Here is an 18628-nt window from a genome sequence, read left to right as displayed (position 1 = left end):
TGCGTGGTTGCAGTTCTCGACGGCTGGAAGATCCCGGCCTGTCTCGCCCGTGCTCACGCCGGCTTCTCCGGCTTCTCCGGGGCGATCTCCTCGATCAGGTCCTCGACCAGCTTCCTGATGTCGTCGCGGATCGGGCGGACCGCCTCGACGCCCTGGCCGGCCGGGTCCTCCAGCTGCCAGTCCAGGTAGCGCTTGCCGGGGAAGACCGGGCAGGTGTCGCCGCAGCCCATGGTGATGCAGATGTCCGACTCCTCGACCGCGTCGACCGTCAGGATCTTCGGGGTCTCGGAGGAGATGTCGATGCCGACCTCCCGCATCGCTTCGACGGCGGCGGGGTTGACCTGGTCGCCCGGGTCGGAGCCGGCGGAGCGGACCTCGACGCGGTCCCCGGCCAGGTGGCTCAGCCACGCCGCGGCCATCTGGGAACGGCCCGCGTTGTGGACACAGACGAAGAGCACGGAGGGCTTGTCGGACATCAGAGGTCTCTCTTGTCTCACGACGGCATCAGGAGCGAATGACATCAGCACCCGATGGTGTCAGCCACCGCCGGCGTGACAGTATCAGCGCATGCTGACGTCAGTCGACACTGATCTGATGCGGGCTCTGGCCGACCCGCTTCGGCTCCGGATCGTGACCCTGCTCGCCGAAGAGACGCTGTGCACCACCCACCTGGTGGAGGAGACCGGTGCCCGGCAGACCAACCTCTCCAACCATCTGAGAGTGCTGCGCGAGGCCGGGGTCGTCGAGACCGAGCCTTGCGGCCGATGGACCTACTACAAGCTCAGGCCGGACGTCATCGCCCAGCTCGCCGGGCAGCTCGCCGACCTGGCCGCGGTCGCTCGCACCGCCGCCGACAACAAGAGGGCCTGCCCGTGACCTCCACCGAAGCGCCCGCGACCACCGAGGAGCCCTCGGTCGCCGCGAAGCTGTCGACGCTCGACCGCTTCCTCGCCGTATGGATCCTGCTCGCCATGGCCCTCGGCCTCGGGCTCGGCCGGCTGATCCCCGGCCTGGACGACGCCCTGGCGAAGGTGGAGATCGGTGGCATTTCGCTGCCCATCGCCGTCGGATTGCTGATCATGATGTATCCGGTCCTGGCGAAGGTCCGCTACGACAAGCTCGACGCTGTCACCGGCGACCGGAGGCTGATGGTGTCGTCGCTGGTCATCAACTGGGTCCTCGGCCCGGCCGTGATGTTCGCGCTGGCGTGGACCTTCCTGCCGGACCTGCCCGAGTACCGCACCGGCCTGATCATCGTGGGCCTGGCGCGCTGCATCGCCATGGTCGTCATCTGGAACGACCTCGCCTGCGGCGACCGCGAAGCCGCGGCCGTCCTGGTCGCCCTCAACTCGGTCTTCCAGGTCGTCGCCTTCGGCCTGCTGGGCTGGTTCTACCTCGACCTGCTGCCCGGCCGGCTCGGCCTCGGCGACGGCGAACATCTCGACATCTCCCTGTGGAAGATCGCGCTGAACGTCGTCATCTTCCTCGGCATCCCGCTGCTGGCCGGGTTCCTCACCCGCCGCGTCGGCGAGAGGAGGCTCGGCCGCGACACGTACGAGAACACCTTCCTGTCGAGGATCGGCCCGTGGGCGCTGTACGGACTGCTCTTCACGATCGTCGTCCTCTTCGCGCTGCAGGGGAAGACGATCACCTCGCAGCCGCTGGACGTCGCCCGCATCGCCCTGCCGCTGCTCGTCTACTTCGCCGTGATGTGGTTCGGCAGCTTCGCCCTCGGCAAGGCCATCGGTCTGGCCTACGACCGCACCGCCACGCTCGCCTTCACCGCGGCGGGCAACAACTTCGAGCTGGCCATCGCGGTCGCCATCGCCACCTTCGGCGTGACCTCCGGGCAGGCGCTGTCCGGTGTGGTCGGGCCGCTGATCGAGGTGCCGGTGCTGGTCGCGCTCGTGCATGTGTCCCTGGCCTGGCGGCGCAGGTTCGCGCGGTGGACGGAGCGGAGTCACGGCCCGCACAACCTCTTCTAACCTCTTCCTGTGCCAGCCTCCCGCCTGCATCGCGTCGCCGTCCTGGTGCTCAAGGGTGCGAAGCCGCTCGATGTCGGAATTCCCGCGCAGGTCTTCACGACCCGCGCGAGCATGCCGTACGAGGTGCGGGTGTGCGGGGCGACACCCGGTGTCGTGACCGGCGGCGACGGCCTCGCGTACTACGTCGCCCACGGCCTCGACGCCCTTGCGTGGGCCGACATCGTCTTCGTCCCCGGCTACCGGTTCCCGGACCGCGACGACCCGCCGCAGGCCGTCCTCGACGCACTGATCGCGGCGCACGACCGGGGTGCGCGGCTCGCCGCCATCTCGACGGGCGCCTTCGCGCTCGCCGCCACAGGCCTGCTCGACGGCAGGCGCGCCACGACGCACTGGCACTACACACGAGCCCTCATGGCCAGGCATCCGCTCGTCCAGGTCGACGAGAACGTGCTGTTCGTCGACGAGGGCAGCCTGCTCACCTCGGCCGGCGCCGCCTCCGGCATCGACCTGTGCCTGCACATCCTGCGCGCCGACCACGGGGTGGCCGCGTCCAACCACGCGGCCCGCCGTCTGGTCGCGGCCCCCTACCGCAGCGGCGGCCAGGCCCAGTACGTGCCGCGCAGCGTCCCCGAGCCGCTCGGCGAGCGCTTCGGCGCCACCCGCGAGTGGGCGCTGCGCCACCTCGGCGAGCCCCTCACCCTCGACGTACTGGCGCGGCAGGCCGGGGTGTCGCCGCGTACGTTCTCCCGGCGCTTCGTCGAGGAGACCGGCTACACGCCGATGCAGTGGGTGCTGCGCGCCCGCATCGACCTGGCCCGCGAACTGCTCGAGCGGTCGAAGCGGAGTGTCGAGCAGATCGCCGCGGACGTCGGTCTCGGTACCGGCGCGAACCTGCGCCTGCACTTCCAGCGCGTCCTCGGCACCACCCCGAGCGAGTACCGGCGAACTTTCACCCGGGGCGAGTAGCACCGTGGCGGGATCCCCTTGAACCTCCTGGCGGGGTCCCTTGACCCCCTGGCGGGGTTTTCGTGAACCCCTTGGCGGGATCCTTTTGAACCGTGGCGATCGCGCCACTGTCCGCGGCGTGAGCCGCGCGCGAGCCTGGTGGTGAAGGGAAGGGACATCACTCATGACTCGCATCGCCATCAACGGATTCGGCCGCATCGGACGCAATGTGCTGCGCGCCCTGCTGGAACGCGACAGCGCCCTGGAGATCGTCGCCGTCAACGACCTCACCGAGCCCGCCACGCTCGCCCGGCTGCTCGCCTACGACAGCACCGCCGGCCGGCTCGGGCGTCCGGTGACCGTCGACGGGGACGTCCTCGTCGTCGACGGCCGTCGGATCACGGTGCTGGCCGAGCGCGAACCGGCGCAACTGCCGTGGGCCGACCTCGGCGTCGATGTCGTCCTGGAGGCGACGGGCCGTTTCACCTCGGCCGAGGCCGCCCGCGCGCACCTCGACGCGGGCGCGAAGAAGGTGCTCGTCAGCGCGCCGTCGGACGGCGCCGACGTCACGCTCGCGTTCGGGGTCAACACCGAGGCCTACGACCCGGACCTGCACACGATCGTCTCGAACGCCTCCTGCACGACCAACGCGCTCGCTCCGCTGGCCTGGGTGCTCGACGAACTCGCCGGTATCGAGCACGGCTTCATGACGACGGTGCACGCCTACACGCAGGAGCAGAACCTTCAGGACGGTCCGCACCGCGACGCCCGCCGTGCCCGTGCCGCCGGGGTCAACATCGTGCCGACCACGACCGGCGCCGCCAAGGCGATCGGCCTGGTGCTGCCGAACCTCGACGGCAAGCTGTCGGGCGACTCGATCCGCGTACCGGTGCCGGTGGGCTCGATCGTCGAACTCAACACGACCGTCGCCCGCGACGTGACGCGCGACGACGTGCTGGCGGCCTACCGGAACGCGGCAGAGGGACGGCTCGCCGGCATCCTCGAGTACTCCGAGGATCCGCTCGTCTCCTCCGACATCACCGGCAACCCGGCCTCGTCGATCTTCGACTCCGCCCTCACCCGTGTCGACGGCCGCCACGTGAAGGTCGTCGCCTGGTACGACAACGAGTGGGGCTTCTCGAACCGCGTGATCGACACGCTGGAGTTCCTCGCCACCCGCTGAAGATTCGACTCGCGGGTCGGACTGCGGCCGGCAGTCAGACTGCGGCCGGCGCGATGGTCAGCAGCTTGCCCATCGCGGCCAGCACGGACGGCTCGACCCGGTAGTAGACCCAGGTGCCGCGCCGCTCGGAGGTGAGCAGCCCCGCCTCCTTGAGCTTCTTCAGGTGGTGGGAGACGGTCGGCTGGGAGACGCCGACGTCGGAGATGTCGCACACGCACGCCTCGCCGCCCTCGTGCGAGGCCACCGCCGAGAACAGCCGCAGCCGCACCGGATCACCCAGGGCCTTGAACATCCGGGCGGCCGTCTCGGCCTCCTCGGCGGTGAACGGGCGCTCGGTGAGCGGCGGGCAGCACGGCGCCACAGCCTCGGCACCTTCGGGTTCCAGCAGCGGCAGCACCTTCGTATTCGACATGCATCTATGTTGACACACGTCGAACCAAGCGAAGAAGGAGGAACCAAGAGGCTTCGATTTCGATGAACGTCTATGTTGACGCTTGTCGAAGCAGGTGTCATGCTGGCTCCACAGGTCATCGACGAACGTCGAAGCAAGGGGAGTCTCGTGGCCGTGTCCATCAAGAACGTGCCCACCACCGACGAGCCGCCCGTCGTGGTCATCGGCGCCGGCCCGGTCGGCCTGGCCGCCGCCGCCCGCCTCGTCGAGCGCGGTGTCGAACCCCTGGTCCTGGAAGCCGGGCCGTCGGCCGGCACCGCCGTACGGGAGTGGTCACACGTGCGGCTGTTCTCCCGCTGGGCAGAAATCACCGACCCCGCCGCCGAGAAGCTCCTCGCCCCGACCGGCTGGGTCCGCCCCGACGGCGCCGCGTATCCCACCGGCGGTGACTGGGCGAAGCAGTACCTCCAGCCCCTCGCCGACGTCCTCGGCGACAAGGTCCGCTACGGCGCCACCGTCACCGGCGTCGCCCGCGCCGGACGCGACCGCGTCGTCGGCTCCGGCCGCGACGAGCAGCCCTTCGCCGTGCACATCCTGTCGGCCGACGGCCGCGAGGAACGGATCAGCGCCCGCGCGGTCATCGACGCCTCGGGCACGTGGTCCCTCCCCGGCCCGCTGGGCGCCGACGGTCTGCCCGCCCTCGGCGAGAAGGCCACCGCCGGACGCATCTCCTACCGCATCCCCGACCTGGGCGACCCCGCCGTCCGCGCCCGGTACGCGGGTCGGCGCACCGCCGTGGTCGGCTCCGGCGCCTCCGCCTTCACGGCCCTCGCCGTCCTCGCCGACCTCGCGAAGGAGGAGCCGGGCACGCACGCGGTGTGGATCCTGCGCCGCGGCATCACCGGCTCGACGTTCGGCGGCGGCGAGGCCGACCAGCTGCCCGCGCGCGGCGCCCTCGGCCTGCGCGCCAAGGCCGCGGTGGACGAAGGCCGCGCGAGCGCGGTCACCGGGTTCCGTACGCAGGCCGTCGAGCGGGACGGTGCCAGGGCGGTCCTGGTCGCCGAGGACGGGCGCCGCCTGGACCCGGTCGACGAGCTGATCGTCCTGACCGGTCTCCGTCCGGACCTGTCCTTCCTCTCCGAGCTCCGCCTCGGCCTGGACGACCGCCTCCAGGCGCCCACCGCCCTGGCCCCGCTCATCGACCCCGACGTCCACTCCTGCGGCACCGTCCACCCGCACGGCGTGAACGAGCTCTCCCACCCGGAGCAGGGCGTCTACCTGGTCGGCATGAAGTCCTACGGCCGCGCGCCCACATTCCTCGCGATGACCGGCTACGAGCAGGTCCGCTCCGTCACCGCCGCGATCGCCGGAGACCGTGCGGCCGCCGAGCGGGTCGAGCTGACCCTGCCTCAGACCGGCGTGTGCGGCGGGGCCGGCCTGTTCGACGAGCCCGGCACCGCCCCGGCTGAGAACGGAGGCTGCTGCGCCACTCCGGTCACCGCGCAGACCGGCACCGGCACGCCGGCCACCGCCTCCAGCGGCTGCTGAACTCCCCGCCCACTCCAGGAGGTTCCGCCATGACGTCCCGTGTCCAGCTCGCCCTCCGTGTCCCCGACCTCGCCGAATCCGTGGCCTTCTACACGAAGCTCTTCGGTGCGGAGCCCGCCAAACTCCGCGACGGCTACGCGAACTTCGCCATCGCCGAGCCGCCGCTGAAGCTCGTTCTCATCGAGGGCACCGCAGGAGAGACGACCCGCATGGACCACCTCGGCGTCGAGGTCGAGACGACCGAGGCGGTGCACGCCGCCACCGCCCGCCTGGGCGAGGCGGGCCTGACCACCGACGTGGAGAACGACACGACCTGTTGCTACGCCGTCCAGGACAAGGTCTGGGTCCACGGCCCCGGCCAGGAACCCTGGGAGGTGTACGTCGTCAAGGCCGACGCCGACTCGCCGGCCAGGCAGCAGGACAGCACCTGCTGCAGCGAGCCGGCCTCGGTCGGACCCGGTGGCCTCTGAGCGTCTGCGGACGGTCAGTTGCAGCAGTCGCAGCCCGGGCGACAGCCGCACACACCGTCCGCGTCAGCACCGATGACCGGCGCGGCGGGAACCGACGGCGCGCAGCAGCCCTTGCCCTGCCAGGCGTCGCGGCCCTCCTTGAGGGCGATGGCCGCGATGACGAGGGCGGCGATGGGGTCGGCCCACGACCACCCCTGGGTGGCGTTGAGCACCAGGCCGACCAGGAGCACTGCTGAGAGGTACGTGCACAGCAGCGTCTGCTTGGAGTCGGCGACCGCGCTGGCGGAGCCGAGTTCACGGCCCGCGTGGCGTTGGGCCGCTGACAGGAACGGCATGACCGCGAGGGAGAGGGCGGCGAGCACGATGCCGGGAAGGGAACGCTCCGCCTCCCCCGCCCCGGCCCCGGTCAGCGCGCGGACGGCGTCGACGGTGACGTAGGCGGCGAGCGCGAAGAACGACACCGCGATGATCCGCAGGACCGTCTTCTCCCGGGCCTCGCGCACGGCGTGCTCGCGGGCGGAGAACTGCCAGGCCACCGCGGCGGCGGAGGAGACCTCGATGGCCGAGTCCAGGCCGAAGCCGATCAGGGCGGTCGAGGAGGCGAGAGTGCCGGCGGTGATGGCGACGACCGCCTCGATGACGTTGTAGGTGATCGTCGCCGTGACCAGCAGACGTATCCGACGGGCGAGCACGTCCCGGCGGGCCGGGGAAGGCCCGAGGGATGTCGCGGTCATCAGCAGCAGCCCTTGTCGCCGGCCTCCGCACAGGTGCGGTCGGTCTCGACGGCGACCACGGCCGCACGCAGGTCGTCCAGCGCGTGACCGAGACGCTCGTCGGCCAGTTCGTAGCGGGTACGGCGGCCGTCGGGCACGGTGACGACCAGTCCGCAGTCGCGCAGGCACGCGAGGTGGTTGGAGAGCCGGGTGCGCGAGATGCCGAGGGTGTCGGCGAGATCGGCGGGGTAGACCGGGGCCTCGCGCAGCGCGAGCAGGATGCGGCAGCGGATCGGATCCGCGAGCGCGCGGCCGAAGCGGGCCAGCACTTCGATGTCGGGGGCAAGAGTCAGCACAGCGCGAGAGTACATGGATTCCTGAATTCAGGAAACCGTGGATCATCGACCAGCCCGCCTTCTTCCACCGGATGCGTCGCGGTGAGATCATCGCGTCGTCTCGGCGCGCTTCGGGAGGGCGAATGGGTCTTGCCTCGGCGGAGGTCGTGCTGCACGCGGCCGGGAAGTGCGAGGACGGATACGGCGGGTGGGCTGCGGTCCTGACGTACGGAGCTCACCAGCGCGAGATGAGCGGCAGCGGCAACGGCACCGGCGTGACGTCCCACCGGATGGCGTTGACGGCCGTCGTGGAAGGGCTCACGGCGCTGACCCGCCCGTCGCGGGTACGGATCTGCGTGGCCGACGAGGCCCTGCACGAGAAGCGCGCCAAGCGCCGCCCGCCCGACGAGCCGGACCTGTGGCAGAGGCTGCGTCCGCTGCTCGCCCGGCACCACGTCGAATGGACGGAGCCCGGCTCCTGGGCCGGCGTGGACGACGAGGACAGCGAGTACGACGGGGACGGCGAAGGCGACGCGTACGACGAGTGGGCGGCCGAGGGGCCCTGCGACCTGGCCGCCGAACTGGCTTTTCACCAGCACCGAGGCGAGGCGGTCAGGGCGGGAGCGCAGGGCGAGGGGAACACACTGGCCGTCGCGGTGGCGCGGTTCCTGGCCGAGCGGTGGGACGACATGCACGCGTTCGAGGCCGCCGACGACGTCATCTCGACGCTGCGTTTCAGTATCGGCTGGTACGGCGACACGCCGTTCACCGAGATGGCGCCCGCCGAGATCGTCGATGAGCTGGGCCCCTTCTTCAGCAGCACCCTGCCCCACAAGCAGCACGCGTCGCCCCACGAACTCCGGGCGGCGAAACGCGTGGTGACGGACCTGCTGAACTGGCTGGTCGCGAACGGCCACGTCGACGCCGACGCGGCCCGGGACCGCCTGGAGGACATCGACATCACCGTGGACGAGCGGGCCTGCCTCAAGGAGTTCGTCGACGCGTTCGGCGACGACGATCTCGTGCCCTGGCCCGACCGCTCCCGCGTCGAGGAGAGCGTCGACTGCCAGTACCTGACGATCGCGGAAGTGGCCGGCAGGTCCCTCACGTTCAAGGACCACGACGGATACGACGAGGACGACTGCCCGGTGGTGGGCCCGGTCCCGGTCCGCCCCGAGATCGCCGCCCAGGCCCGGACCGGCTGGCGGATCCTGCTGTCCGCGGTGAAGGTACGGGGGCAGTGGAGACTCGTCGAGGTGGTCAGCGGGGATCCGTAGGAACCGGGTCAGTTCTCGGTGTCGTCCGACCCGCGTGGCCAGATCGCGAGCGCGATCAGCTACGCCGACCGGTCCGACGCCGGCCACACGTACGGCAGGTCGTCCGGGACTCCGGGGAACAGGGCCGCGTAGGTGGTGGGGTCCTTGCGGACGAGGGCCGAGCGGTGGCTGTGGTGGAAGCGGGCGTCGCCCAGCCAAGGGGGCAGTTCGCCCTCGACCGCCAGGACGTGCTGGTCGCGGACCGGGGCGTGCGGGCGGATCGCCGCGAGGTCGGCGACCAGGGTGGCCGCGCAGCTGTCCTGGTGGCCCTGTTCGCGCCAGACGCGGCAGATCTCCAGGCCGTACCGGACGAGTGCCTCCTCGTATCCGGCCCACATCCGGACCGCCGGGTGGTGGCGCCAGCCGTACCCCGGTACGACCAGGCCGCGCAGCACCTGCAGCGCCTCGACCCGCTGTTTGCCGAGCCGGCGGCGGTCCAGGACCAGGGCCGAGTCCCGGAAGCCGGGGTAGGGGAGGAAGGTCTGCACGCCGTCCCGTCCTGGGTGCCTACCGCTCCGCGCCGGTGCGGGGGGTGCCGCTCGGGCGGCGGCGGCCGAGGGCCAGAGCCAGGGCGATCATCGCGACGCCCAGCGCGAAGTGCAGCCAGTCGTCCGCGGTGTCGAGGGGGACGAAGTTGGCGTCGCTGTCGTTGCCGACGGACAGGCCGTAGACCCACAGCACCAGGTAGACGGCGCCGCCGACGAGCAGGTACGAGTACGCACCGGCGGCCGTGCCGGCGAGGGCCAGGCCGATCAGACCGTAGACCAGGTGCACGAGGTTGTGCAGGACCGATATCTGGAACACGCCCAGCAGCTCGGCGCCCGACTCGTGGGAGGCGATCTCCATCGAGCCGTAGTCGGTGGTGACGCCGGGGATGAATCCCAGCACGCCGACCAGGAGGAAGACGAAGCCCACCAGCTGGGCGGCCCGTTGCACGGGCGCCGCGGCGGCCCGGTGGGAAGGGTGTGTGGTCATGGCCGGTGGATCCTCACTGGGGAGGCAGGGTCTGTTCCGCCCAGATGGTCTTGCCCGTGGGGCCCTGGCGCGTGCCCCAGCGCGCGGTCAGCTGGGCCACGAGGAGCAGACCGCGCCCGCCCTCGTCGTAACCGCGGGCGCGCCGCAGGTGGGGAGCGGTGTTGCCGCCGTCGGAGACCTCGCAGATCAGGGTGTTGTCGTGGATCAGACGGAGCTGGATCGGCGGCCCCGCGTGCCGGATGGCGTTGGTGACGAGTTCGCTGACGACCAGTTCGGTGACGAAGGCCGCGTCGGACAGCCCCCACCTCTCCAGCTGCGCCACCACGTCCTTGCGGGTCTGGGCGACCGCGGACGGGTCGTCCGGCACCGCCCAGGTGGCGACCTGGCTCGCGTCGAGCGCGCGGGTGCGGGCGACGAGCAGGGCCACGTCGTCGGCCGGGCGCTGCGGCAGCAGGTCGGCCAGCACGGTGTCGCACAGGGCGTCCAGCGAGGGCGCCACGGGGGTGCCCCCTGCTCGAACGAAGCCGAGAGCTTGTGGGCGGGCGAGGGCCTCGAGCAGCCGGTGGACGCCGGCGTCGGGGTCCCGGTCCCGGTTCACGACCAGGCCGTTGGTGTAGAGGACGATCAGGCTGCCCTCGGGCAGGACGACCTCGGTGGCCTCGTGGGGCAGGCCGCCCACGCCGAGCGGGGGCGCGGCCTGCAGGTCGACCAGCTCGACCCTCCCGTCGGGCCGCACCACGGCCGGCATCGGATGCCCGGCCGCGGCGAAGCAGCAGCGCCGCGACACGGGGTCGTACACGGCGTACAGGCAGGTCGCGCCCACGTCCCCGGAGGTCTCCGCGCCCTCCCCGTCCTCCCCCTCCACGTTCAGCCGGACGACGAGGTCGTCCAGGTGTGTGAGGAGCTCGTCGCTCGGCAGGTCGATGTCGGCGAGGGTGCGTACGGCCGTGCGCAGCCGGCCCATGGTCGCGGAGGCGTGCAGGCCGTGGCCGACGACGTCGCCGACGACCAGGGCCACCCGCGCCCCGGAGAGGGGGATGACGTCGAACCAGTCGCCGCCGACACCGGCGTGCCCGCCCGTCGGCAGATAGCGGGACGCGACCTCGACCGCCGCCTGCCGGGGCAGCCGCTGCGGCAGCAGGCTGCGCTGGAGCGTGACGGCCGTGGCGCGCTCCAGCGTGTAGCGGCGGGCATTGTCGATGCTGACCGCGGCCCGGGCCGCCAGTTCCCCGGCCAGGACCAGGTCGTCGTGCCGGAAGGTCTCGGGGTTGCGGTACCGGAGGAAGAACGCGACTCCCAGCGTGATGCCGCGGGCGGCGAGCGGCACGGTCATCACCGAGTGGATGCCGAACGCCCTGATCCGCGCGGCGCGCTCCGGGTCGTGCGCGAGCCACGCCGTGAACGCCGGGTCGGTCACCTCGTGCAGGGTGGCGCGTCCCGCGCGCAGGCTCTCGTAGGGCGCCGAGCCCTCCGGGTAGGAGTCCACCTGGCCGGCCGCCACGGCCGCCTCCGGGGCCCCGGGGGTCACGGACCGCAGCGCCGCCCGCCGCAGCAGCAACGGGCCGTCCGCCGGAAGGACCTGGGCGGGCGGTTCGGGTACGTCGTCCAGCGCGGCGAGCAGATCGACGCTGACGAAGTCGGCCAGGGCCGGGACGGTCACGTCCGTCAGCTCCTGGGCCGTGCGCCGCACGTCGAGCGTGCCGCCGATGCGCCGGCCGGCCTCGGCGATCAGCTGGAGCCGCTTGCGGGCCCAGAACTGTTCCGACATGTCGTGCGCGGAGAGGCAGACGCCCTGGATCGTGCCCTCGGCGTCCCGCAGCGCGGACTCGAAGACCGACCAGGCGTGCTCGCGGGTCTCGCCCGGGGCGCGCAGATAGTTCTCCTCGTACTGCGGCTCGCCGGTCCGCAGCACCCTGGCCATGCTGCGTTCCGCCCGCTCACCGGCCTCGTTGTCGACGATCTCGGACACGCGCAGGCCCAGCATCTCCTCCTCGGTGAGCGCCATGGCCCGCTCCATGCCCTCGTTGGCCCGCCGGAGCCGGAGCCGGGTGTCGTAGATCGCCAGGGCGCAGCACGGGGACTGGGTGAAGCTCCAGCTCACGAGGGATTCGTCGAGGGCGGGCCGGGGCTGCCGGCGGGTCAGGGCGGAGAGGAGGAGCCATGCGGGGTCGCCGGTGCCGGGCGCCCTGTGGTGGGCGAGGACACTGACGGTGAGCTTCCGGCCGTCGTGGTGGCGGAGCGCGACGTCGCCGTTCCACCGGGGCAGTCCGGAGAGCGTGGGCAGGCCGCCCCGGACCGGGATCGGCTCGGCCAGCAGATCCGCGGCGCGGCGTCCGGTCATCTGCCGGGCCGGGTACCCGAGGAGCCGCTCGGCGCCCGTGTTCCAGCCGGTCACCCTGCCCTGCTCGTCGAGGGTGACGCGGGCGGTCAGGGGCTCGCCGACGAGGTCCGCGAGATCCGCGAGGGCTTCGGAGGATTCGGTTTCCGTTCCGCGCGACCGGCCGGCTCGGCCGGCGGTGACGGGCTGCTCCATGATCGGTCATCTCGCTCTGGAGGCTCTGGAGGAGAATCAGCGCCGATCCTGAGATTCAGCAGTGATCCTGGATCGATCCCAGATGTATGGGGCTCATGCCCTGATTACCCCTATTGTGGCAGTTCTTACCGTGCCGCCAAGGCCCGGCCGGGAGCCTGCCGCAGCCCGGCCCGGGTAACCGGTCCCCCATGGGCGAGATCCTGGTGGGCACGTGCTCCTGGACGGACCGGGCCCTGGTCGGCAGCGGCTGGTATCCGGTGGGGCGGCGGGACGCCGAGGGGCGGTTACGGCACTACGCCGAGCGGTTCCCGGTCGTCGAGGTCGACGCCTCGTACTACGCGCTGCCGAGCGAGCGGAACAGCCGGCTGTGGGCCGAGCGGACACCGGACGGGTTCGCGTTCGACGTGAAGGCGTTCTCGCTGCTGACCGGGCACCCCACCAGGGAGGCGGCGATGCCGGCCGGGCTGCCCGCCGATCACCGGGACCCCGCCGTGCTCGACGAGGTGTGGGCGCGGTTCGTGGCCGGGATCGAGCCGCTGCGGCGGACCGGGCGGCTCGGGAGCGTGCTGTTCCAGTTCCCGCCGTGGTTCCGGCCCGGGGAGCGGGCGGAGGCGTTCCTCCACGAGTGCGCCGAGCGGACGCGCGGGTGGCCCGTCGCCGTGGAGTTCCGGCACCCCTCGTGGTGGGAGCCGGGCCGAGCGGAGGCGACGTGCGCCCTGCTCACCCGGTACGGCATGGCCGCGGTCGCCGTCGACATGACGCAGACGCTGCCCTCCTCGATGCCACCTGTCACGCCCGTCACCTCGCCCCGGCTGTCCGTCGTACGGTTCCACGGACGCAGCACCGCCTGGGGGACCGGCAGCAAGGAGGACCGGTTCCGGTACGGGTACGGCGAGGACGAACTCGCCGAGTGGCTGCCCCGCGTGCGCCGGCTGGCCGAGCGGACCGAACAGGTGCACGTCCTGTTCAACAACTGCTGCGGCGATGCCGCCGTCCGTGCCGCCGAGTGCATGACCCGGCTCCTCGACGGCGACCCGCCGGCGGCGAGGCTGCCTAGGGCACGATCCGCACCTGCTTCTCGACCGTCACCTGGTCCACGTCCGACACCCGCACGGTCGTCTTCATCGTCCAGGTCCCGGCGAGGGGCAGGTTGACGGAGTTGGCGCTCCAGTAGCCGCCGACGTCGGTGAGTCCGGCGTCGATCGGGCCGACCTTCCGGGAGGGGAGGGTGAAGGTGATGCGGACCTCGGGGACGACGATCAGACCCTTGTCGGCGCCGTAGACCACGGCCTGGACGCCGTTCTCACCGACGCGGGCCGGGTCCAGGGTGACCTGCACCGTGCCGCGGCCGGACAGGGTGCCGGTGCTTCCGCCCGTGTCGAAGGGCACCGTGGTGAGGGTCGTGGGCGGCAGCGCGCCCGCCGGAGTTCGCTGCGCGGCCTCGGCCTGCGCACGGCCCGGCAGTGTGGCGGTGAGCAGTGTCGTGATCAGCAACACCACGGCGGCGACGGCGACTTCGACGAGGACGGAGCGGCGCAGACCGCGACGCCGGGTGTCCGCGTCGCCGGACTCGGGAGCCGGCTCCGACGGCCCCTCCGGTTTCTCCGCCGCTTCCGGTTCCTGCCTCTCCTCCGTCTCCTTGGTCTCCTCCGGTTCCGCGGCCCCTGCCGCGGGCTCCCCCGGCCCTTCCGACTGGGCCCGCGCGCCCACGCCGACCGGCTGCGGGACCCGTTCCGGTACGGCCGTCCGGGCGGCGGCGGCCGGTGCCGCGAGGCGGGCCGTCCACCGGCGTGAGTACCCGGCCGCCAGCAACAGCGCGGTCACCGCGACCAGTTTGGCGAGCAGCAGCCGGCCGTACGACGTGCCGGTCAGCGCGCCGAGGGAGCCGAGGCCGCGCCAGGACTGGTAGAGGCCGGTGACGGCCAGGACGGTCACCGACGTGAAGGCGATCCGGGAGAAGCGGGGCACGACCTCCGTCAGGGCGTCGACGGAGGCCCGGCGCAGGGTCAGGAGCAGCGCCACGAGGCCGCCGAGCCAGACGCCCGTCGCCACCAGGTGCAGCACGGACGACGTCATCGCCAGCGGGACCTGGATCCCGGCGGAGGCGTGCTCGGCCGCGGCCCAGGTCAGCGCCAGGGCGACGGCCAGGGCCGCGCCCACCGCCCGCATCACGGGCTCCTGGCGGTCGCGGTGCCGGGGCAGCCGGAGCAGGAAGGCGGCGGTCAGCAGGAGGACGGCCAGCCTGGCGAGCAGGGCCAGGCCCGGGCGGCTGGTCAGGGTGCGTTCGAGGGCGGAGAGGTCGAAGGCCGTGGCCGGGCCCGCGCCCGTCTCGTACGGGGCGCGCAGCATCAGCAGGACGACCGTCGAACCGAGCAGGGTCCACCAGGCCGCCACCAGCGGTCTGCGCAGCGGGGACCTGTCCGCGGGCCGGCACAGCAGCGCGAACGCCACCGTGCCGACGAGCAGCGCGGCGGCGAGGTAGGCGAGATAGCGGGCGGCGTCGTACAGGCCGCCGGTCAGCGGATCCTCGTCCGGGCCGGTGTCGACCTGCGCGGTCGTCGCGGACCGCTTGCCGACGGAGAAGGTGAACGCCCCGGAGACCGGGTGGCTGTCGGCGGACACCACCCGCCAGGCCACCGTGTAGGTGCCCCGGGCGAGCTTCCCGGGCAGTCCGACCCTGGCCGTGTCGGAACGGCCGTCCGCGTGCTGCGCCTCGCCGGTGTGCACGCGGCGCTGGTCCGGGCCGAAGACCCGGAAGGAGTCGTCGAGGAGGCCGACGGACTCGGTGAAGGTCAGGGTGAGGTGGCGGGGGGCACGCTGGACGACGGATCCGTCGTCGGGGTCGGTGGTGCGGAGGGCCGCGTGGGCCGAGGCGGGGGCTGCTCCTGCGAGGAGCAGTACCAGCACGGTGCCGAGCAGCACCAGGGCTTGGAATCGCCGGGGGTGTCCGACATTGCGCTCCACGTGGGTCTCCGGGGTCGGGCTGTACGGCTCCCGGTTATGTACGGACGGAAAACGTGCAGCGCTCACCGGGTGGGGGGTGTGCCTAGAAGTGCCGGGACAGCCCCGCGATCCTGTCCGCCTCCCCCGGATAGCGCGCCGTCAGCTCCGCCGCGTCCCCGTGCTCGTAACCCTGGAACGTGAAACCGGGAGCCATCGTGCAGCCGAACAGGGTCCACGAGCCGCCCTCGCGGACCCTGCCGCCCATCCACGTGCCCGCCGGGACCGTGAACTGGACGTGCTGGCCGCCGAGGACGTCCGGTCCCAACACCACCGTCCGCGTGCCGCCGTCCGGGGCGAGGAGCAGGAGCTCCAGGGGATCGCCCCGGTAGAAGTGCCAGATCTCGTCGGTCGGCAGGCGGTGGAGGGCGGAGAAGTCCTCCGCCGTGAGGAGCGCGACGATCGCCGTGCCCTCCGGTCTGCCGTCGGGGCGTTCGGGACCGGCCCAGGTCTGGCGGAACAGGCCGCCCTCGCGGGGGATCGGCTCGAGGCCGTAGTGGGCGATGAGGTCGTCGGGCGTCACCCGGGGAAGAGTATCCCGCGGTCGAGGAAGGCGAGCTGGGCCTTCTTCTCGGGCAGGTACACGTCCGGCAGGTCGATCTCCGGCAGGACGACCACCGGCCCCGCCGCGAAGCCCAGCTTGAGGAAACGGGTGACCGCCTTCTCGTTGCGGACGTCCGGGTCGACCACGACCCGCCGGCGGTCCAGGCCGAGCAGGACGTACCGGGCGATCGCGGTCACCAGGTGCGCGGTCCAGCCGGAGCGCGCGCCGCCCGGCCCGGCGGGGGCGAGCAGCAGGTGGACGCCGATGTCGCCGGGGCGGACGTCGTAGCACTCGCCGACGCGGTCCGCCTCGGGCTCGTAGGTCTGCAGGAGGGCGACCGGCTCGCCGTCGCGGACGACGAGGAAGGCGTGGTGGGTGGTGAGCGTGTCCATGTGGGCGTAGACCTCGGCGACCTGCCGCTCGGTGAGGCCGGTCATGCCCCAGAAGGCGGCCCGGTCCTCGCTCACCCAGCGGTGGACCGTCCCGGCGTCGGCCTCCGGGTCCAGCGGCAGGACACGGACGGTGCCGAAGCCGTCGGTCACCTGCTCGTGGACGGCCGCGCGGGAGGCGTACGGGTCAGACATCGGTCTCCTTCTTCAGCAGGGTCCAGTCGGTGACGACCGGGACGAGGTCGCCCGCGAGCCACAGGGGTAGCTGGTCGCGGTGGTGGGCCGAGCCGGGGACGCCCGAGGCGCCGAGCGGCACGACCCAGCGGCTGTCCGCACGCCGGGCCAGGTCCCACACGTACCGGGCCGCCGGGCCACGCGCTGCCCGGTCGGTGAGGCCCGGCACGCCCGAGGTGCACAGCACGCAGTCGTGGTCGCCGGACAGCCCCGGTTCGTCGTACGGCGTCTCCGGCTCCAGCGCCCGCCAGGGGGCGAGCCGGTGGGTGTCGCCCCAGACACCGGCGGGTGGCCGGGCGGCCACCTCCTCGACCGCCGCGCGGACGGCCGACGGGCGGTCGATTCCGTACAGCTCCTCGGCCCGCAGCAGGTGTTCGAGGGCGAAGCCCACGCGGGGGAGGAGGGCGAGCCAGGGCTGGAACACCTCCGGGTACGCCGGCGGTGTGGCGAGTGCGGCGAAGGCGGGGTGCGCCGCCAGCCGCCGTACGACCGCGCCGCGCACGGCCGAGTAGAGGGCCGCGTCGGCGCTGTCGGCGTCCATGCGGCGGTTCCAGCCGAGGAGGCGGTCGCGCAGGGCGGAGGCCTCGGGGGTGAGGGCGTCGAGGGCCCGGAGGTGGTCCAGGAGGGGGGACGCGGAGGCGAGGTGGGTGTCCGTGTGGATCGCGGGCATGTCGGCTGCGGACCAGCGCTCCTGCCCGGCGAGCAGCGTGGTGATGCGGTCGGCCCGGTGCGGCGGGGCGAACTCGACGCCGAGGGGTTCGGCCGGGCCGCGCTGGTTGGCCATGACGGCGACGCCGTCGACGAGCCCGGCGCGGGGCATCTCCTGCCAGCCCTGCCACGCGTGGCCGGGCTCCCAGGCGGGCACCAGGCGCAGGCGGGCGGCCTCGGCGCGCAGCGGCACCCGCCCGGCGACGCGGTGCAGGACACCGCCCTCGGTGTCGGCGGCCTGGACGACGTTGACCGGCTCGGCCCACCGGTCGAACGCCCGGTCCACATCGGCGACCCGGCGGGCCCGCAGCAGCGGCAGCAGGGCGCCGAAGCCCAGGTCGCCGGTGACGCGGGGCGGGTAGCGCAGGCTGATCGCCACGGGTGCGCCGGAGGCATCGGCCGGGTCGCCGTCGAGCCCCTCGGGACCGCCGATGACCACCGGGCCCCGGTCGGTCTCGATCACCTCGACCTCGACCGGCTCCTCGCCCGCCACCTCGACGACCTCCGTGTGCCGGGCCGCCCGGTGCCAGACCCCGTCCGGGCCGAGGGCCTCCACCCCGGCGCCGGTGCGCCGCAGCCGCTCCCGGTACAGGTCCTGGTAGTCGGCCATGGCGTTGGTGATGGCCCAGGCGACCGTGCCGGTGTGCCCGAAGTGGGCGATGCCGGGGACGCCGGGGACGGCCAGGCCGACGACGTCGAACTCCGGGCAGGACAGGTGGATCTGCTGGTAGACGCCCGGGTCCTCGATCCAGCGGTGGGGGTCGCCGGCGATGACCGCCTGCCCGGTGACGGTCCGCTCGCCGCTCACCAGCCAGCCGTTGCTGCCGGAGGTGGCGGGGCCGTCGGTGGCGAACAGGTTGACGGCGTCCGCGCCCAGGTGGGCCGCGACCTGCTCACGCCAGAGCTTGGCCGGGAACCCCGCGAAGAGGATGTGGGTGGCGAGCCAGACGGCGAGCGGGGTCCAGGGGTGCCAGGGGCCGGGGGTGAGGCCGGTGCGGGCGAACTCGGGGGCCGCGTCGGCGCCGGCCGCCAGTCCGGCGTTGACCCCGTCGACGTACGCCCGCAGCCAGTCCGCCGTCTCCGGGTCCCGTCTCTCCAGGTCCGCGAAACAGCGTCTGGCGGTGTCGTCGAGTCTGGCGCGTCTGGCGAACCGGTCCCAGGCCAGGGCGGTCTCGCCGAGGAAGGACGCCGAGGTGCCCTGGGCCCGGTGCCGCTCGATCTCCAGCTGCCAGGCCCGGTCGCGGGCGGTGACGAGGCCCTGGGCGTGGGCGAGTTCGGCCGCGCTGCCCGCGCGCAGATGCGGAATGCCCCAGGCGTCGCGATGGATCTCGGTGGCCACGCTGTGCCCCACTTTCCTTT

General features: G+C 72.8%; 19 protein-coding genes. 8 read left to right on the top strand and 11 right to left on the bottom strand.

Translation table 11 applies throughout. From position 1 onward, the window contains the following. Positions 1–53: 53 nt before the first annotated feature. A complete protein-coding gene (locus tag SCNRRL3882_RS21375; RefSeq protein ID WP_010045065.1) occupies positions 54–476 on the bottom strand; it encodes an arsenate reductase ArsC in 423 nt (140 codons plus the stop codon). Positions 477–567: 91 nt separating this feature from the next. Here SCNRRL3882_RS21375 and SCNRRL3882_RS21370 point away from each other — a divergent pair, with 91 nt between their 5' ends. The 4 genes from SCNRRL3882_RS21370 to gap all read left to right on the top strand — a co-directional run bounded on the left by SCNRRL3882_RS21370 (position 568) and on the right by gap (position 4113). Further along, positions 568–876: an ArsR/SmtB family transcription factor gene (locus tag SCNRRL3882_RS21370; RefSeq protein ID WP_010045067.1), complete on the top strand. Its 309-nt coding sequence runs from the start codon at positions 568–570 to the stop codon at positions 874–876. Continuing rightward, positions 873–1985, top strand: a complete 1113-nt coding sequence (gene arsB, locus SCNRRL3882_RS21365; protein WP_010045071.1) for an ACR3 family arsenite efflux transporter — start codon at positions 873–875, stop codon at positions 1983–1985. Before SCNRRL3882_RS21370 ends, arsB begins: the two co-directional genes overlap by 4 nt. A gap of 9 nt (positions 1986–1994) precedes the next feature. Next, positions 1995–2951: a GlxA family transcriptional regulator gene (locus SCNRRL3882_RS21360; RefSeq protein WP_010045073.1), complete on the top strand. Its 957-nt coding sequence runs from the start codon at positions 1995–1997 to the stop codon at positions 2949–2951. Positions 2952–3114: 163 nt separating this feature from the next. Then, positions 3115–4113 (top strand): type I glyceraldehyde-3-phosphate dehydrogenase, encoded by a 999-nt coding sequence (gap, locus tag SCNRRL3882_RS21355; protein ID WP_010045075.1) that lies wholly within the window; start codon positions 3115–3117, stop codon positions 4111–4113. Between the two features lie 34 nt (positions 4114–4147). On the opposite strand, the gene SCNRRL3882_RS21350 is transcribed toward gap, so the two are convergent. Then, entirely contained in the window at positions 4148–4525 is a 378-nt protein-coding gene (locus SCNRRL3882_RS21350; protein ID WP_029181536.1) for an ArsR/SmtB family transcription factor, read from the bottom strand. A 99-nt stretch (positions 4526–4624) separates the two neighbouring features. Between SCNRRL3882_RS21350 and SCNRRL3882_RS21345 the strand changes: the two genes are divergently transcribed. Together SCNRRL3882_RS21345 and SCNRRL3882_RS21340 are read left to right on the top strand one after the other, a co-directional pair. Further along, positions 4625–6052: an NAD(P)-binding domain-containing protein gene (locus SCNRRL3882_RS21345; protein WP_010045078.1), complete on the top strand. Its 1428-nt coding sequence runs from the start codon at positions 4625–4627 to the stop codon at positions 6050–6052. 29 nt (positions 6053–6081) lie between these two features. Beyond that, positions 6082–6522 (top strand): ArsI/CadI family heavy metal resistance metalloenzyme, encoded by a 441-nt coding sequence (locus SCNRRL3882_RS21340; protein ID WP_010045080.1) that lies wholly within the window; start codon positions 6082–6084, stop codon positions 6520–6522. A gap of 14 nt (positions 6523–6536) precedes the next feature. Here SCNRRL3882_RS21340 and SCNRRL3882_RS21335 read toward each other — a convergent pair whose 3' ends face one another. After that, positions 6537–7256: a cation transporter gene (locus SCNRRL3882_RS21335; protein WP_010045081.1), complete on the bottom strand. Its 720-nt coding sequence runs from the start codon at positions 7254–7256 to the stop codon at positions 6537–6539. Next, positions 7256–7591: an ArsR/SmtB family transcription factor gene (locus tag SCNRRL3882_RS21330; protein WP_010045082.1), complete on the bottom strand. Its 336-nt coding sequence runs from the start codon at positions 7589–7591 to the stop codon at positions 7256–7258. Before SCNRRL3882_RS21330 ends, SCNRRL3882_RS21335 begins: the two co-directional genes overlap by 1 nt. Positions 7592–7713: 122 nt before the next feature. Between SCNRRL3882_RS21330 and SCNRRL3882_RS21325 the strand changes: the two genes are divergently transcribed. After that, positions 7714–8847: a ribonuclease H gene (locus SCNRRL3882_RS21325; RefSeq protein ID WP_010045083.1), complete on the top strand. Its 1134-nt coding sequence runs from the start codon at positions 7714–7716 to the stop codon at positions 8845–8847. Positions 8848–8906: 59 nt separating this feature from the next. On the opposite strand, the gene SCNRRL3882_RS21320 is transcribed toward SCNRRL3882_RS21325, so the two are convergent. From SCNRRL3882_RS21320 to SCNRRL3882_RS21310, 3 genes are read right to left on the bottom strand one after another with little or no spacing between them, the layout of a single operon-like run. Next, a complete protein-coding gene (locus tag SCNRRL3882_RS21320) occupies positions 8907–9374 on the bottom strand; it encodes an MSMEG_6728 family protein (protein ID WP_010045084.1) in 468 nt (155 codons plus the stop codon). 19 nt (positions 9375–9393) lie between these two features. After that, the gene (locus SCNRRL3882_RS21315; RefSeq protein ID WP_010045088.1) at positions 9394–9861 is read right to left on the bottom strand and encodes a DUF4383 domain-containing protein; all 468 of its coding nucleotides are present in this window, start codon (positions 9859–9861) and stop codon (positions 9394–9396) included. Between the two features lie 13 nt (positions 9862–9874). Then, on the bottom strand, positions 9875–12394 hold the full coding sequence (locus SCNRRL3882_RS21310) for a SpoIIE family protein phosphatase (protein WP_010045090.1): 2520 nt from the start codon (positions 12392–12394) through the stop codon (positions 9875–9877). Between the two features lie 188 nt (positions 12395–12582). Here SCNRRL3882_RS21310 and SCNRRL3882_RS21305 point away from each other — a divergent pair, with 188 nt between their 5' ends. Beyond that, the gene (locus tag SCNRRL3882_RS21305) at positions 12583–13548 is read left to right on the top strand and encodes a DUF72 domain-containing protein (protein ID WP_010045092.1); all 966 of its coding nucleotides are present in this window, start codon (positions 12583–12585) and stop codon (positions 13546–13548) included. Here the strand turns inward: SCNRRL3882_RS21305 and SCNRRL3882_RS21300 are convergent. From SCNRRL3882_RS21300 to SCNRRL3882_RS21285, 4 genes are all read right to left on the bottom strand, one after another. Then, a complete protein-coding gene (locus tag SCNRRL3882_RS21300; protein WP_010045094.1) occupies positions 13448–15316 on the bottom strand; it encodes a copper resistance protein CopC in 1869 nt (622 codons plus the stop codon). The two genes, SCNRRL3882_RS21305 and SCNRRL3882_RS21300, sit on opposite strands and share 101 nt — an antisense overlap. A 124-nt stretch (positions 15317–15440) precedes the next feature. Beyond that, on the bottom strand, positions 15441–15917 hold the full coding sequence (locus tag SCNRRL3882_RS21295; protein WP_010045095.1) for a cupin domain-containing protein: 477 nt from the start codon (positions 15915–15917) through the stop codon (positions 15441–15443). Continuing rightward, positions 15914–16522 carry a GNAT family N-acetyltransferase gene (locus tag SCNRRL3882_RS21290; RefSeq protein ID WP_010045096.1) on the bottom strand — a complete coding sequence of 203 codons (609 nt, stop codon included), beginning with the start codon at positions 16520–16522 and terminating at the stop codon, positions 15914–15916. The genes SCNRRL3882_RS21295 and SCNRRL3882_RS21290 overlap by 4 nt, the downstream gene beginning before the upstream one ends. Then, on the bottom strand, positions 16515–18608 hold the full coding sequence (locus SCNRRL3882_RS21285) for a penicillin acylase family protein (protein WP_010045099.1): 2094 nt from the start codon (positions 18606–18608) through the stop codon (positions 16515–16517). Before SCNRRL3882_RS21285 ends, SCNRRL3882_RS21290 begins: the two co-directional genes overlap by 8 nt. Positions 18609–18628 lie beyond the last annotated feature (20 nt).

The organism is Streptomyces chartreusis NRRL 3882 (assembly GCF_900236475.1).
Taxonomy (GTDB): Bacteria; Actinomycetota; Actinomycetes; order Streptomycetales; family Streptomycetaceae; genus Streptomyces; species Streptomyces chartreusis_D.
The sequence above is the reverse complement of the archived record's forward strand: the minus strand, read 5'-3'. Positions and strand labels throughout refer to the sequence as shown.